The sequence below is a fragment of the Streptomyces olivaceus genome (assembly GCF_000721235.1).
GTDB lineage: Bacteria > Actinomycetota > Actinomycetes > Streptomycetales > Streptomycetaceae > Streptomyces > Streptomyces olivaceus.
Genome location: NZ_JOFH01000007.1, coordinates 46,151 through 61,241, shown reverse-complemented (window position 1 = coordinate 61,241; position 15,091 = coordinate 46,151). Strand labels below are relative to the sequence as shown.

Sequence of the window (15,091 nt, the reverse complement as noted above, 5' to 3'; positions counted from 1 at the left end):
CGGTGGCGGGTGCTTCAGCGGACGGGCGAGACGGGTGAGATGGGGGAGCCGGGTGGGACGGGTGAGATGGGGGAGCCGGGTGGGACGGGCGACGTGGGGGACGCGGACGGCGCAGGCGAGGTGGGTGGGAACGGCGACGCGGGTGGGACGGGCGAGACGGGGGAGTGGAGCGCGGCGGTGGGGTCGGCGAAGCAGCGCGGGTCGTCCCACAGCAGCTGGAGGTCCCGTGCCCAGTGTGCGTCCGGCTCGTCGGCCGCGTCCGCCGTCTCGCGCAACTCCATGACATGGCGGGGCAGTTCGGACGGAGGTACGTCCGCCACGGACACGGCCAGCTCGTCGAGGAACGCCGAGCCGGGGCAGGGGCCCTCGTGCGGGTCGCCGGGGCAGCCCCGGCGCGGCCACATCAGGACGGGTACGGGGACGGTGAGCCCGACCTCGAAGTGTTCCCGCGCGACCGTGGGCGCCGTGGCGAAGCCGGCGAGTTCCGCGTCCTCCCGCAGCCGCTTGCGCAGCCCGGCCGGCCGCTCCCCGGTGCCGCAGTCGACGCGCTGCAGCGTGCCGCCCCCACTGGCCCCGAGCCTGCGCCACTTCTTGCGCAACTGGTGGCGCAGCCGCCCGCTGCGGTGGCGGTGGCGGTCGGTGACGACCAGCGGGTAGGCGCAGCCGAGCGGTGTGGAGTCGTCCTCGCCGCACTCCCAGTGCGCCACCGGCTCGTTCAGCCACTCGCGAGGCAGCACGAAGGTGAGCAGTTCGTCGGCGCCGGGATCGAGCCGGGTGAACGCCTCGTCGATGCGCTCCTGCACGAAGGCCCGCACGGCGCCGCGGGCCAGCCGGCGCGCGTCCACCGGGTGGCGCTGTCCGTCCCGGTAGGCGGACACCTCGACGGTGACCTGGTCGGCGCCCGCCCCGCTGCGGTCGATCTCCACGACGATGGGCGACCAGGCCGCGGGGCGCGGCGGCGGGGCGTGCAGCAGCTCTTCGAGCCGGTCGGCGAACCGGGCCACGACGCCCGGTTCGGGCACCTCCCACTGCACGTAGGCGGCGGCCTCCCGCAGGCCGGCGAAGCCGCCGTCCGGGGGCGGCGGGTCGAAGCCGTCCGTGGCCGAGGCGTACAGCCGTTTCGGATCGCAGCTCAGGCCGGTCTCCTCGGCCTCGCGCACCAGCGCGTACAGCCGCCGGCGCACGTCGGCCCGGTGGCCCGGGGTGGGCACCAGCTCGCCCAGCTCCGGCCAGTAGCGCGCCATGACCTCGACGGGCAGCATCCGGCCCACGCGCACGTCCCTGGCCCCTGCCACCGCGGAGACCATCCCGACGACCGTGCCGTCGGCCAGCGCGAGGGCCGCGCCGCTGAACCCGGCCGCCAGCGGCTGCCCGTGGGCGGTGACCGCCTCCAGTTGCACCCACTCGTCCGAGATGAGCGGTCCCGGCTGGGCGCGGTACGAGGCGAGCATGCCCTCGTCGTACCCCTTCGGGAAGCCGTAGGCGATCAGGTCCGGTGCGGGCGCGCCCCGTTCGGCGCCGGGCGGGGCGAAGGAGGCCGGGGTGAGCGGGACTTCGCGCTCCAGTTCCAGTACGGCCAGGTCGCCCGGGTCGGCGGCGCCGCCCTGCCAGCCGCCGTGCACGGCGACCGCGGCGGACAGCGCGCCCAGCTCCCGGCGGCCCGGGAAGGACACGGTGACCGGTGCGCGGTCGGCCCACTTGACGACGTGGGCGCAGGTGAGCAGCCGGCGGCCGGAGACCAGGAACCCGGCGCCGACCTCCGGGCCGCACGCGACGCGGGCGTGCCACGCGGCGCCGCTCATGACCGCGTGGCGGCGTCCGGGCCACCGGCCGGTGCGGCCGCCGGGGACGGAGACGGAGACGGGGACGGAGACGGGCACGAGTCCGGGGACGAGGAAGTGGGCGAGGACGGCGGCGGAGCCGGGGACGGCGGCGCGGGCGGAGCCGTAGCCGGGGCTGTGGCCGAGGACGTGGATGGTGCCGGGGCCGGTGCCGGGGCCGGTTCGGGCGACCAGCTCAGCTTCACGACCAGGTGGCCCTCCGCCGAGCCCTTCGCGATGACCGCGCCGGCCTCCGCGCTCAGCTTGACCCCGAACTCCAGCTCCACGGCGTCGGGTCGGAGCGAGCCGTCCCGGAAGACCCGTAACGCGGACGCGGCCGCCGCCCGCACGCCGTCCAGGGAGTCCTCGAAGGTGCGGGCCGCCCGGGCGGGCCCGTCCCCGCGCGAGACCAGCCGCGCGCCTTCCTCGTCCTCGACTCCCTCGACGACCACCCGCACGCCGTCCCCGGTTCTGAACTCGACCAACCCGTCCATGCCGCCGCTCCCCGTATGCCGTACGTGTCCGTGCGCAGCACCATTGTGACGGACGGTACTTGGCCGTGTCCCCAGGTCGGGGGCAGAAGATCGGGCCGGGGGCGGACGTGGCGCGTGCGCGGACACGACACGCGGACGGCGCCGCCCCCCTGGGACGGGGAGGCGGCGCCGTCGGATTCTCTGACCGTCAGACCAGCCAGCCGACGAAGTGGACGAGGCCGGCGAGGATGTCGGTGAGAAGGTTCATGATCGTGATGCTCCTAGTGCTGTGCTGGTGCGAGCCCCGCGAGGTTCCGGGGGGACCCGGGTGATCCGCGGGGACCGCTGGGGACATGTGCGTCGACTACGGTCTGCAGCCCGTCGCTCGCACACCGTAAGTATCGTTGGTCCCCGCAGTCACATACGTCCTTCTGAGCGACGATCACCTGTTCCAGGGAACACCTGCTCGTCTGTTCGGATCACGTCAAGCTCGGCCAAGTCCTGCGGTCGCAGTCGGAGTTGGTCCGCCGTCAGCCGCACCTGCGCCGGCGGACGTTTCAGGATCGCCGCCGCCAGCTCCGGCGCGATGACGGAGAAGTAGCTGTCCGGGGTGGCCCAGGTGGCGCCCGGCGCGGCCAGCGCCAGCGCCCCGCCCGAGCCGCCCTCGCCGATCACCAGCGTGCTGACCGGCGTGCGCACCGACGCCACGGCGCCGAACAGATCGGCGATCGCCGGGCCCACCGCCTGCCCTTCCGCCGCCGCGTCGCCGGCCGCGCCCGGCGTGTCCACCAGGGTCAGCACCGGAATGCCGAGCCGGTCCGCGAGGTGGATCAGCCGGGTGGCGGTGCGGTACCCGGCGGGCCGGGTCGCCGTACCCGTCTGGGCCGCGTACGCCACCGTCCGCCCCGCGTGCGTGCCGAAGCCGCACAGCATGCCCTCGGGGTCGGCGCCCCCGCAGCGGTCGCCGGACAGGGCGACGCGTTCGCCGAAGTAGGCGTCCAGGTAGGCCCCGGCGCGCGGACGCCCGGCGGCACGGGCCCGCCGTACCGCGTCCCAGCCGTCGGCCGGCAGGTCCCGCGCGCCCAGCGGGGCGGGCACCGGCGCCGGGTCGCCGGACGGCGCCGTCAGCAGCCGCAGCCACCGGCCCAGCGTGGAGCGCAGCCCCTCCTCGGGCACCACGGCGTCCGCGCTGCCCGCCGCCACCTGCGCCTCGGCCGTGTACGCCGCCGGGTCGGCGTCCGGCGGCCGCACCCGCGACCCGGCGAAGCCGACCTGGGCGCCGGGCAGCGCGAGGACCACGTCGGCACCCGCGCCCAGGGTTGCCCAGCCGCCGCCCGTGGCGGGGTCCCGCACCACCGCGACCTGCGGCAGCCCGGCCCGCCGGGTGAGCACCGACTGCCGCGCCACCCGCTGGAGCTGGGTCAGCGCGAGCATCCCCTCCTGCATCCGGCTGCCGCCGGTGGCGACCAGCGGCACCACCGGCAGCCGGTGCGCACGGGCGTACGCGTACGCCGCCTCCAGCCGGTCGCCGGTGCGGCGGCCCAGCGAACCGCCCAGGAAGCCGAACTCGAAGGCCAGCAGCACCGCCCGGACGCCCCCGACGTGCCCGGTGCCGCAGACGACGGACTCCTCCTCGCCGGTACGGTCGGCGGCCCGGGCGCGGGCGGCGCCGTAACCGGGCCACCCGAGGGGGCCGTCGGGTTCCTGCTCGCCCCGGGGGGCGGGCAGTTCGGTGAAGTCGTCGGTGACGAGGGCCAGGAACTCCCGCGCGGACCGGCGTTCACCCATGGGTCAGCGCCCGCTTCATGATCTTCCCCATGTCGTTGCGGGGCAGCGCCTCGACGTACCGGACCACGCGAGGCCGCTTGTGCGGCGCCAGCCGGCCGGCGACGTGGTCGGCCAGCGTCTCCAGGGCGGGCGGCGCCGCGGGGTCGGCCGGCACGATCCACGCCACGATCCGCTCGCCGAGGTCCGGGTCGGGCTCCCCGGTGACCGCCGCCTCCCGCACCGCCGGGTGTTCGAGGAGCGCGTTCTCGATCTCGCCGGCACCGATCTTGTACCCGCCGCTCTTGATCAGGTCGGTGGCCTTGCGGCCGACGATGCGGACGTAGCCGTCGGGGTCGCGCACCGCCATGTCGCCGGTGCGGAAGAAGCCGTCCTCGGTGAAGGCGGCGGCGGTGGCGTCGGGGCGGTTGAGGTACTCCGTGAAGAGGTTCGGGCCGCGCACCTGGATCTCGCCGACGCTCTCGCCGTCGAGCGCCGCGATCGGCGTGCCGTCCTCCTCCACGAGCCGCAGCTCCACGCCCGGCAGCGGCACGCCCACCGCCCCGGCGCGCGGCTCGCCGTCCGCCCGGACGCTGGTGTTCATGAGCGTCTCGGTCATGCCGTACCGCTCGACGACCCGGCGGCCGGTCGCGGCGGCGATCCGCTCGTGGTCGTGCACGGGCAGCGCCGCCGAGCCCGACACCAGCAGCCGGGCCCCGGCGAGGGCCTTCGTCAGCTCCGGGTCGCCGGGCAGCGTCTCGGCGATCCGGTGGTACATCGTCGGCACCCCGAACAGCATGGTCGCGCCGCCGTTCAGCTCCCGCGCCGCGCCCTCGGTGGAGAACCTGCCCAGGTGCCGCACGGACCCGCCCCGGCGCAGCGGGCCGAGGATGCCGAGCACCAGTCCGTGCACGTGGAACAGCGGCAGCCCCTGCACCAGCACGTCCTCGCCGGTCCACTGCCAGGCGTCGGCGAGCGCGTCCAGCGTCGAGGAGAGGGCGCGCCGGGGGATGACGGCGCCCTTGGGCGGGCCGGTGGTGCCGGAGGTGTAGACGACGAGCGCCGGGTCGCCGTCGTCGGCGCGCTCCTCGGGGACGGGGCCGCGGGCGTCCACGTCGACGTCCACGCGCTCCAGGGCGCCCAGGGCGGGCGGGAGTTCGGCGCCCGGGGGTGCCAGGACGAGCGACGGCCCGCTGTCGGAGAGGATGTGCGCGAGTTCCTTGTCGCCGGACTTCGGGTTGAGCGGCACGGCGGAGACGCCGGCCAGCAGCGCCGCCACCACGGCGACCGCGGTCTCCATCGCCGGGGTCGCCCAGACGGCGACCCGGCCGGCGGACCCGATCCGGCCGGCCGAGGCACCCGCCGCGGCGGCGAGTTCCGCGTACGTCAGTGAGCGCTCGCCGAACCGCAGCGCGGGCCGGTCGGCCCGCGCGCCGGACGGGGCCGGGGAGAGGGCCGGGAAGAGAGAGGACACGCGTCGTACTCCTTAGCTGTTGCCACTGTTCACGGTGGGCCGGACCGTCGCCGGCGAGCACCGGTTGCCCGGCGCACCGGGCCGGCCTACCCGAAGCCCGGCACGACCAGGACGAGCCAGACCAGCGCCGGCACGACGGCCACCACGATCCCTCCGTACACCATCAGCTGCCGGAAGAAGCGGTCCCGGTCCACGTCCGGCGCCGCCGCCAGCACCAGTGCGCCGTTGGTGGAGAACGGGCTGACGTCCACCACCGTCGCCGACACCGCCAGCGCCGCCACCATGCCGACCGCCCCGATCTCGCCCTGCGCGAGGAACGGCACCGCCAGCGGGATCAACGCCCCCATGATGCCCACGGAGGAGGCGAAGGCCGACACGATCGCGCCGATGTAGCAGAGCAGTACGGCGGCCAGCAGCGGGACGCCGATGCCGCCGACGCCCTCACCGGCCCAGGTGATGGTGCCCATCTCCTCCAGTACGCCGACGTAGGTGAGGACACCGCAGATCAGCAGCACCGTCGACCAGGCGATCTCGCCGACCGCGCGGCGGCTGTCGTCGGGCCAGGCGGCGCTGAGCACGACGGCCAGGGTGACGGCGGTCAGACCGGCGTCCAGGTCGAAGCCGAGGACGGCCACGACGAGGGCGACCAGGGCGACCAGGGTGGCGATCCGAGCGGGGTTGAGGACGGTGCCGCCGAGGCCCCCGCCGGCGCCCGGCTCGGGACGGACGGCCACGGCGGTGGGGCCGGGGGAGGAGGCGGTGCCGGTGACGCCTCCGGTGCCGGTGCCAGTGCCGGTGCCGGTGGTCTCGCCCGTGCTCTTCGCATCGCCACTACCGCTGCTGCCACCGCCGTCACCGGTACCGTCCGCGTCGCCCCCGTCCGGCACGGCCCCCTGCGCCCACAGCTTCCGCCCGCCGAGCACCGCGAACAGCACGGCCGCGATGAGGAGGTTGGCGACCAGCGAGGCGAAGAAGAGGCCGACCTCGCTGCCGGGGAGCTTCTCCCGCTCCACGATCCCGTTGACGATCGAGCCGTAGATGCTGATCGGCGAGAACCCGCCGGCCTGCGCGCCGTGCACCACCATCGTGCCCATCAGCAGCGGGCTGATCCCGTACCGGGTGGCGAAGCTCAGCGCGATCGGCGCCACGATGGCCACCGCGGCCGGGCTGACCGCGCCGATCGCCGTGAGCGCGCCGGTGAGCGCGAACATCACCCACGGGATCAGGGCGACCCGGCCTCTCACCAGCCGGACGGACGCGTGCACCAGCCAGTCGGTGGTGCCGTTGGCGCGGGCGATCGCGAACAGGTACGTGACGCCGACGAGGACGACGAACAGGTCGCCGGGGAACCCGGCGAAGATGCCGTCCGCGTCGAGGTCCGCGACGAGCGTGCCCACCCCGAAGGCGGCGGCGAAGGCGAGGGCGCCCATGTTGACGGAGCGGGTGGTGGCGATGACGAACACCACCACGAGGACGAGGATCGAGATGAGTTCGGGGGACATGCGGGGGCTCCCGAGTGCTGACCCGACGACGGAGCGTCGATTGGTTGAGTGGCTGAGCCACTTAAAGGGTGCGGTTGGCAGGTCAGCGTGGGCCCGCACCGCGGTGGCGTCAAGGGGTCGCGCAGGAATTGGCTCAGCCACTCGGCCACCGGGCGCCCGGTGCTAGGGTCAGACAGACCCTAGGCTCCGAGCGGAATGGGGGGAACCGTGCGGAAGGGGGATCCGTGAGCGACGCCCTGCGCCCCATGCCCAGGCAGCGCCTGTACGAACAGGTGCTGGAGCGGCTGCGCCAGTACGTCACCGAGGGCGGCCTGCGGGCCGGCGACCGGCTGCCGCCCGAACGGGACCTGGCCCAGCGGCTCGGGGTCAGCCGGGCCTCCGTGAAGCAGGCCATCGTGGTCCTGGAGGTCCAGGGCCTGGTAGAGGCGCGGCACGGCGGCGGGACGTACCTGGTCCGGGACAGCCTCGACTCGGAACCGGTCGAGGACATGGTCGAGCGCCGGCGGCGGCTGCCGGACGTGCTGGAGGCCCGCGAGGCGCTGGAGACGAAGCTCGCCGAACTCGCCGCCGAGCGACGCACGGAGGACGACCTGGCCGCGATGCGCGCCGCGCTCGCCGTGATGGCCGAGGAGATCGGGCGGGGCGCGCACGGCGTCGAGGGCGACCGGCTGTTCCACGCGTCGGTGACGGCGGCGGCGCACAGCAGCCTGCTCGCGGAGTTCATGCGCTCCATCGCCCACCAGATCGCCGAGAGCCGCACCGAGTCCCTGCGCCAGCCGGGCAGGCCCGACCGCTCCCTGGCCCAGCACCGGGCCATCCTCGACGCGATCGCCGCCCGCGAGCCCCGGCAGGCCGCCGCCGCCATGCGCCGCCACGTCCGCACGGTCGCCAAGGTCCGCCTCCTGGACTGGGACCCGGGGGACGAACGCTGACGCGGCCCGCACCGGCCCGCGTCACCCGCCGGGCGGCCCCTGCTCCCGGCCCCCGACCGCCGTCCGCTGGAGCAGCCCCCAGGTGAACTCCGCGACCACCTCGTGCCGTACGCCGGTCCGGTCCGGGGCGGTGAGGGCGAGGCCCCAGCGGGTGGGCGCCGAGCCCTGGAGGGGGCGGGCGGGGGCGAAGGCGCGGGCCGCCTCGTCGACCGTGCACGACCAGGGCGTCAGGTCGTCCAGGGTGCGCAGCTCGGGACCCCGCGCGCCGGGGGCGCGGACCAGCCACTCGTTCCAGATCGCGCCCCGGTCCGCGACCAGCACCTCGAAGCGCAGGTCCGACCAGAGGGGCAGCGCCCACTGCCGGGCCTCGCACCGGAGATCGCCGACGCGGCGGGGAGCCACGGACTCCGGCTCGCCGAGGACGGAACGGTACCGGGCGGCGGCCGAACGGGACCCGGGCGAGTGGAGCATTGCCTGCCAGCGGCGGTTGGCCTCGCGCATCTCCGCGACCGAGGCGCCCAGTTCGCGGCGGGCGTCCTCCACCGGGCCGGGATTGTGGTCGGCCATGCGGCGCAGCAGCACCAGCTGGAAGTCGCGCGGGGTGAAGGGGCCGGCGGGCCGCTTTCCGGTGGGCATGGAGCCATCATCGCGGACCGGCGGGGCCGCGGACCGCGGACCACGGGGGGAACGGGCATACGCGCCCCTGGGGCGACGGGCATACGCGACCCCTGGGGGCGGGCGCACACCCATTGCCCCGGCAAACGCGATGTGAGTAGCCTGTGTTCGCGATTCCGACCACTTGTTGAAATCTCGAACACTCACGCATCTCGCACGCTACCGCATCCACCTAGGGAGGGGGCTGGACATGGGACGCCTCGTGCCGGCCGTGACCCGGGCTCTCGACATTCTGGAGCTCTTCCTCGACGGGGACGGCACACTCTCCGCCCCCGACATCGTGCGCCGGCTCCAGCTGCCGCGCACCACCGTGCACGAGCTGGTCACCACGCTCGCCGCCCGGAAGTACATCGTCCCCGTCGCCGAACAGCCGGGACGGTACCGCCTCGGTGTCCGCCCGTACCAGCTCGGTGCCCGCTACGCCGAGCACCTCGACCTCGCCGCCGAGGGGCAGCAGGTCGCCCGGACCGTCGCCGAGACCTGCGACGAGACGGTGCACGTGGCGATCCTGGAGGACACGGACGTCATCTACATCGCCAAGGTGGACTCCACCCACGCGGTGCGCATGGTCTCCGCGGCCGGCCGCCGGCTGCCCGCCCACTGCACGTCCGTCGGCAAGATGCTGCTCGCCTCCCTCCCCGAGCCGGAGGTCGCCGCGCGCTTCCCCGACGGGACCGGGCTGAGCGCGATGACGCCGAACAGCATCACCGACCCGGCCGCCCTGCGCGAGGCCCTGGCCGCCGTCCGGGAGCGCGGCACCGCCGTGGAGAGCCGCGAGTCCAACCCGGACGTCTCCTGCGTGGCCGCCCCGGTCCGCGACCGCACCGGCCGGGTGGTGGCCGCGCTGTCGATCTCCGTACCCATGATCCGCTGGAGCGACGAGCGCCTGGGCGAGCTGGAGGAGCTGGCGGTCAAGGGCGCGGGCGACCTCTCCGAGCGGCTCGGCCACCGGAGCGCGGCATGACGGCGCCGCGCCCCGCGCGCCGGGCGGCGTACGACGTGGCCGTCCCCGCGCAGGCGCTGCTCGGCGAGGGACCCACCTGGGACCCGGTCGCGCGGCGCCTGCTGTGGATCGACATCCTGGGCTCCCGCGTCCACACCTACGACCCGTCCGACGGCCGGCGCACCCTGCGTCGCACCGAGCAGCACGTGGGCGCCGCCAAGCCGCGCGCCGGCGGCGGCCTGGTCCTCAACCTGCGGGACGGGGTCGGCCTGCTCGACCCCGACGACACCTTCCGCTGGCTGCACCGCGAGCCCGTCCCCGGCCGGCGCGCCAACGACGCCGCCGTCGCCCCCGACGGCAGCCTGTGGGCGGGCACCATGCGCTACGACGAGGCGGCCGGCGGCGGCACGCTCTCCCGGTACGCCGGCGACGGCGCGGCCGAGGTGCTCCTCGACGACGTGACGGTGAGCAACGGCACCGGCTGGAGCCCGGACGGCCGGCTGATGTACTACGTCGACACCCCGACCCGGCGCATCGACGTCTTCGACGTCCGCACGGACGGGCAGGACGGGCAGACCGGGCAGAACGTGCAGACCGGGGGCGGGCGGATCGCGGGGCGCCGCCCGCTGGCCGGGATCGAGGAGGGCGCGGGCTTCCCCGACGGGCTGTGCGTCGACGCGGACGGCTGCGTGTGGGTCGCCCTGTGGGACGGCGGCGCGGTACGCCGCTACACCCCGGCCGGCGAGCTGGACCGGGTGATCACCCTGCCCGTCCCACGGATCACGGCCTGCGCCTTCGGCGGCCCGGACCTGACCGACCTGTACATCACCACGGCCCGGGTGGGCCTGACCGCCCCGCACCCGCTGGCGGGCTCCCTGCTGGTGGTGCCGGACGCGGGACGGGGGGTGGCGCAGCCGGCGTTCGCGGGGTAGGCGCGGGCCGGGCCGGTCAGCCGTCCGTGCGGTCCAGTCCGGCGAGCACCTCGCGCTCGCCCGGGGTCAGCGGCGGCCCGGTCAGCAGCGGGAGCGGGGGGCCGGCGAGCGCGGCCAGGACCGCCGAGGGGTGGAACAGCCGGGCCGGGGACGCGCGCATGCTGGTGACGTCCCAGATCGCCGAGGCCGCCGCGTAGGAGCCGGTCGACGCCCTCGTCATACGCCGCGTGTACGCGGACACCGCACGGTCGGCGGCGCTCGGCCGCCCGCCGCGCGTCCCGGGATAGAGGACGTCCTGGCCGACCGCCATGGACCAGGCCGCGTCCACCGGGCGCGCCGCGCCCCGCAGCACGCGCCGGGCGAGACCGGGCGCGCCGAGGTCGCCGGACCGCGCCAGCTCCCGGCCGAGGACCCGGGCGCCGAACGCGGCCACCGACATGCCCTGCCCGTAGGCCGGGTTGAAGGTGCCGAGCGCGTCGCCGAGGACCACGAGGCCCTCCGGCCAGTCGGGGGCCTTCTCCAGGTAGTGCCGGACATTGCTGGTGGACCGGCTCAGATGCACGTCGGTGAGCGGTTCGGCGCCGGAGACCAGCCGGCCCACGATCGGGTCCGGCAGGCCGAGCGTGTACCGCAGGAAGCCCTCGGGATCGGCCGGCGGCTCACCGCCCCGCGTGCCGCCGCAGCTCACCAGCCAGCGGTCCCCCTCGACCGGCATCACCATGGCGCTCCGGCCCGGCCGGGACACGTACGGATTGGACTGCACGATCGTCAGCGGGAACCGCTCGGCCCCGGCCGGCACCCGGTACATGCGCGAGGCGTTGACCAGCCCCGAGTCCACCGTCCGGGTCCTGCTGCGCACGCCGGACAGCCCCAGCCCGTCCAGCCAGCCGACGATCCGCGTACCGCGTCCGCTCGCGTCGACGACCAGGTCGGCGTCGAGGACCTCCTCCCCGCCGGGCCCCGACACCCGTACGCCCCGCACCCGCCCCGCGGACCCCGTCAGCCCGGTCACGGCCCCCCTGCGGATGCTGACCCGGGTGTGTTCGAGCACCGCGGCCCGTACCGTCCAGTCGACCAGCGCCCGGGTGCAGGTGAGCATGACCGGCCCCGCGCGCCGCCACCGGCGCAGCCAGCCCTCGGAAGTGAGGGCCAGCATGCCCGAACTGAGGGATATCTCGTGGGCCCCCGCCGCGAGCAGCCGCTCGCGCAGGCTCACGCCCGGCACGATCTCCTCCATCGCGCTCAGCCCACCGGTCATCAGCAGGTGCGCGTGCCGCCCCTGCGGCAGCCCCCGGCGCTGCCGCGGCCCGTCCGGCAACGCGTCGCGGTCCACCACGAGGACCTCCGCCACGCCCGCGTCCGACAGCACGGCCGCGGCCAGCATGCCGGCCAGTCCGGCACCGACGATGACAGCTCTACGCGACATGGGGCTCCTCGGGTTCGGGCCGGGTGGTACCGGGCCGGTTCGGTGCCGGCCGGGTGGCCGGGCTCCCCGGCGGGGCGGACGACCCGGCGGACGGCTGGGCGCCGCAGGGCGCGGCGGGCCGGCCGGGAGGACGGTGCAGTGCCTGTGCCAGCTCCACCAGGCCACTGGGTCCCGACACCTCGGTGGCGTGCAGCCGGTACGTGCCGGCGGCCTCGGGCGGCTCCTCGCGGGCGGCGGCCCGGCACGCCGCGTCGGCCAGCATCGCCGCCTCCGCCGTCAGCCGCGCGTCGTGGGCCGAGCGGCCCTCCCGCAGCGCGGAGTCCCTCACCCGCGTACGGAGTCGGTGGTCGAAGTACGGCGCGAGCGTGAGCAGGGCGTCGTGGATGGAGACCTCGCGCCACTGGAGCCGGTCCCGGGGGAGCTGCCACCACGCGGACGGCTGCTCGGGGGCGGTGGACACCGACCTCACCAGCGACCAGAGCGGAGCCAGCCGCCGGTAGTCCTCCAGGCCCCGCCGGTGGGCGAGCACGGGCGGCAGCAGCCGGGGCAGCGCGAACCCCGCCGAACACAGCAGCGCCGCCAGCGAGGCCATCGGCGGGGCCACCGTGGTGGACAGGAAGTCGAGATCGTGACCGGCCCAACGCGCCACCACCGCCGTGTACTTGGTGAGCGAGAACCCCACCACGTCCAGCAGCGACCCCAGCAGGATGAGGTGCAGCCCGGTCCGCAGCAGACCGCCCACCTCACGGCCCCACTTGACGCAGACCGCGCACATCACCAGCATCGCGGCACTGTGCCCGAACAGGTACAGCAGGATCATCTCCCGCATGAACGGCGTGCCGGCGTAGTACGTGTCGAGGTCGGTCAGCCGCTCGGTGTCCGCGTCGGCGAGCAGGAACAGCACGACGATGGCGACCACCAGCAGACCGTAGGCGGCCATGCTGCGCAGCACCATGCGCCGCACCACCGGCCGGGGACCGCCCCGCCAGTTGATCAGCAGCACCAGGACGGCGCAGCTGTACGCCGAGAGCATGCCGTACGTGAGCGGGGCCCCGAAGTTGGTGACGCCGGTGAGTCGGTTGACGGTGCGCAGGGTGACCGGGGCGGCGCACGCGAGGACCAGGGCGCCCAGGACGATCGCCACGCAGGTCGACACGGTCAGGGGGTTGCGCAGGGCGGTGCGGGGGCGGCGGAGGAGCAGCACCGAGGTCATGCCGAAGACCACCGCCGCCAGGTACACGACGAGACTCACGCCGGACCACTCCTCTCGTACGGCACCGGCTCCGCGCCGCTCACAACCGGCTCCGTGCGGCCCGGCACCGGCTCCATGCCGCCCGGTACCGGCTCCGTGCGGCTCGGCACCGGCTCCTTGCCGCCCGGCACTGCGGAGGCGGTCGGTACCGGGACGGGCGAGGCCAGCGCGTCGGCGATCCGGGCGAGGGCGGCCGGGTCGGGCGGCGGGCCGAGGGGCCGGCCGGCACCGGCCTCGGGCGCCACCCGCCCGGAGCCCACCGCGTGCCCCGCGGTCTCCCGCCGCCGCGCCTCGTGCCGTACCGCGTCGGTGACGACCGCGGCCGAGGCCCGCGCCCCGGCCAGTTCCGCGTCCCCCGTCGCCGCCAGGGCGCCGGCGCGGGTCCGCTCGTACAGGTCCCGGTCGACGTACGCGTCGAGGTGGCTGAGGGCGTTGTGGATGCTGGTCCGGCGCCACATCAGGAGGGTGGCGGGGGAGGCGAGCCGCGGGCGCGGCAGCCGCAGCGCCCGGCGGACGAGCAGGTCGTCCAGGGCCCGTTCCAGCGGTTCGAGGCGCGCGTACTCCCGCCCCGCCCGCCGCCACTCGGCCACCCGCGGCGCCAGCAGCGGCACCAGTACCCCGACGACCGTCAGCAGGGCGCCGAGGCCCGCGGCGGCCGGGGAGACGGCGGTGCCGAGCACCGGCCAGTCGAGCCCGGACCAGCGGGCGCCCACCGCGACCAGCTTGGCGACGCTGTAGCCGGCGCCGCACAGCGCACCGGTCCCGAGCAGCACCAGGCCCGCCCGCAGCGCGCCGCGCACCTGCCGGGCCCAGTGCAGCGCGGACACCGTCGTGACGGTCACCGCGGTCAGGTGCGCCACCAGGTACAGCACGATCATCTCGGCGAGGTACGGGGTCTTCGCGTAGTAGGTGTCGAAGTCGGTGAGGCGCTCCGCGGGCGCCTCGCCGAGGGCGAAGGCCACCGCGATGCCGAGGACGACGGCGGTGTAGGCCAGCGTCCACCGGCGGGCGGTACGGCCCACCCCGGGGCCGCCGCGCAGGTGGACGACGAGGACCTGGGAGGCGGCGCAGTACCCGGTGATCGCCGCGTAGGTGAGCGGGGCCGCGAGGTTGGACACACCGCTCAGCCCGTTGACGGCGCCGACCGTCGGCGGGGCGCCGAGCAGGAAGCAGAGCCCGGCCAGCGCCAGCACCGCGCAGATGGCCCGCAGGTACGGGTCGTGCCGGTGCCGCAGCAGGTCGGGGGCCTTCGCCGCGAGACCGAGCCACAGGGCGCCGCAGCTCAGGTAGTTGATCAGGCTGTTCACCGGGTCGTCCCGCGGTAGTTGAGCGCGGCCCCGATGCGGCCGGCGAGGTCCGACGGGTTCTCCCGGTCGCCGTCCCCGGCCGCGAACACCGAGTCGGCGGACGCGTCCAGCCAGGGGCGCAGCCGGCTGCCCATCAGCATCCCGAAGCGGTCCGCCTCCTGCTCCTCGGCCAGCGAGAAGTCGGTGCGCGCGGCCACCGGCCGGGCGTCGGCCCCGGCCCCGGTACCGGCCTCCGTGCGGCGGCTCATGTGCCACACCTCGTGGCACAGGATGACGATCTGGTGCCACACGGCCGCGCGTTCGTCCACCACCACGTCGTCGTGGCTCTCGCGCTCCAGCCACAGGCCGCTCGCGGTGTGCGGCGGGAACGCCGCCCGGTGCACGAGCACCTCGCGCCCCCGCCAGGCGCCGACGGAGGCGACGAGCGCCTCGAACAGCACCTCGGGGTCGGCCGGTACGGGCACCCGGATGGGATCGATCAGGGCGTCAGCGAGACGACGCATCTCCTTCCTGGTGCCCACCGCTGTCTCCTCGTTCCCCCGGCCGCCGCTCGGTCACCAGAGCAATATGTCAAGACAGTTGCCGTCCCGG

General features: G+C 75.6%; 13 protein-coding genes. 3 read left to right on the top strand and 10 right to left on the bottom strand.

The genetic code is table 11. The features are described 5' to 3' along the window. Positions 1 to 14: 14 nt before the first annotated feature. The 5 genes from IG94_RS0110470 to IG94_RS0110445 all read right to left on the bottom strand — a co-directional run bounded on the left by IG94_RS0110470 (position 15) and on the right by IG94_RS0110445 (position 7,033). A complete protein-coding gene (locus tag IG94_RS0110470) occupies positions 15 to 1,802 on the bottom strand; it encodes a VMAP-C domain-containing protein (protein WP_078892253.1) in 1,788 nt (595 codons plus the stop codon). After that, positions 1,799 to 2,314, bottom strand: coding sequence for a CU044_2847 family protein (locus IG94_RS43400; RefSeq protein WP_224326174.1), 516 nt, complete (start codon positions 2,312 to 2,314; stop codon positions 1,799 to 1,801). Before IG94_RS43400 ends, IG94_RS0110470 begins: the two co-directional genes overlap by 4 nt. Positions 2,315 to 2,710: 396 nt before the next feature. After that, positions 2,711 to 4,081, bottom strand: coding sequence for a carboxyl transferase domain-containing protein (locus IG94_RS0110455; RefSeq protein ID WP_031033797.1), 1,371 nt, complete (start codon positions 4,079 to 4,081; stop codon positions 2,711 to 2,713). Next, positions 4,074 to 5,531, bottom strand: coding sequence for an acyl-CoA synthetase (locus tag IG94_RS0110450; RefSeq protein WP_031033795.1), 1,458 nt, complete (start codon positions 5,529 to 5,531; stop codon positions 4,074 to 4,076). Before IG94_RS0110450 ends, IG94_RS0110455 begins: the two co-directional genes overlap by 8 nt. A gap of 86 nt (positions 5,532 to 5,617) precedes the next feature. Continuing rightward, positions 5,618 to 7,033 (bottom strand): SLC13 family permease, encoded by a 1,416-nt coding sequence (locus IG94_RS0110445; RefSeq protein ID WP_031033793.1) that lies wholly within the window; start codon positions 7,031 to 7,033, stop codon positions 5,618 to 5,620. Between the two features lie 224 nt (positions 7,034 to 7,257). Here IG94_RS0110445 and IG94_RS0110440 point away from each other — a divergent pair, with 224 nt between their 5' ends. Continuing rightward, positions 7,258 to 7,965: a FadR/GntR family transcriptional regulator gene (locus IG94_RS0110440; RefSeq protein WP_031033791.1), complete on the top strand. Its 708-nt coding sequence runs from the start codon at positions 7,258 to 7,260 to the stop codon at positions 7,963 to 7,965. A 21-nt stretch (positions 7,966 to 7,986) separates the two neighbouring features. Here IG94_RS0110440 and IG94_RS0110435 read toward each other — a convergent pair whose 3' ends face one another. Beyond that, positions 7,987 to 8,601 (bottom strand): hypothetical protein, encoded by a 615-nt coding sequence (locus IG94_RS0110435; RefSeq protein ID WP_031033789.1) that lies wholly within the window; start codon positions 8,599 to 8,601, stop codon positions 7,987 to 7,989. 229 nt (positions 8,602 to 8,830) lie between these two features. Between IG94_RS0110435 and IG94_RS0110430 the strand changes: the two genes are divergently transcribed. Together IG94_RS0110430 and IG94_RS0110425 are read left to right on the top strand one after the other, a co-directional pair. Continuing rightward, positions 8,831 to 9,604 carry an IclR family transcriptional regulator gene (locus IG94_RS0110430; protein ID WP_031033785.1) on the top strand — a complete coding sequence of 258 codons (774 nt, stop codon included), beginning with the start codon at positions 8,831 to 8,833 and terminating at the stop codon, positions 9,602 to 9,604. Beyond that, positions 9,601 to 10,515, top strand: a complete 915-nt coding sequence (locus tag IG94_RS0110425; RefSeq protein ID WP_031033783.1) for an SMP-30/gluconolactonase/LRE family protein — start codon at positions 9,601 to 9,603, stop codon at positions 10,513 to 10,515. Before IG94_RS0110430 ends, IG94_RS0110425 begins: the two co-directional genes overlap by 4 nt. Before the next feature lie 16 nt (positions 10,516 to 10,531). On the opposite strand, the gene IG94_RS0110420 is transcribed toward IG94_RS0110425, so the two are convergent. The 4 genes from IG94_RS0110420 to IG94_RS0110405 are packed head-to-tail and all read right to left on the bottom strand — an operon-like array spanning position 10,532 to position 15,021. Continuing rightward, entirely contained in the window at positions 10,532 to 11,941 is a 1,410-nt protein-coding gene (locus IG94_RS0110420; RefSeq protein WP_107060503.1) for an FAD-dependent monooxygenase, read from the bottom strand. Next, positions 11,931 to 13,193 (bottom strand): DUF6545 domain-containing protein, encoded by a 1,263-nt coding sequence (locus IG94_RS0110415; RefSeq protein ID WP_224326173.1) that lies wholly within the window; start codon positions 13,191 to 13,193, stop codon positions 11,931 to 11,933. The genes IG94_RS0110420 and IG94_RS0110415 overlap by 11 nt, the downstream gene beginning before the upstream one ends. Further along, the gene (locus tag IG94_RS0110410) at positions 13,190 to 14,500 is read right to left on the bottom strand and encodes an MAB_1171c family putative transporter (protein ID WP_224326171.1); all 1,311 of its coding nucleotides are present in this window, start codon (positions 14,498 to 14,500) and stop codon (positions 13,190 to 13,192) included. The genes IG94_RS0110415 and IG94_RS0110410 overlap by 4 nt, the downstream gene beginning before the upstream one ends. Next, positions 14,497 to 15,021, bottom strand: a complete 525-nt coding sequence (locus IG94_RS0110405) for a hypothetical protein (RefSeq protein WP_031033773.1) — start codon at positions 15,019 to 15,021, stop codon at positions 14,497 to 14,499. Before IG94_RS0110405 ends, IG94_RS0110410 begins: the two co-directional genes overlap by 4 nt. Between the last annotated feature and the right edge of the window lie 70 nt (positions 15,022 to 15,091).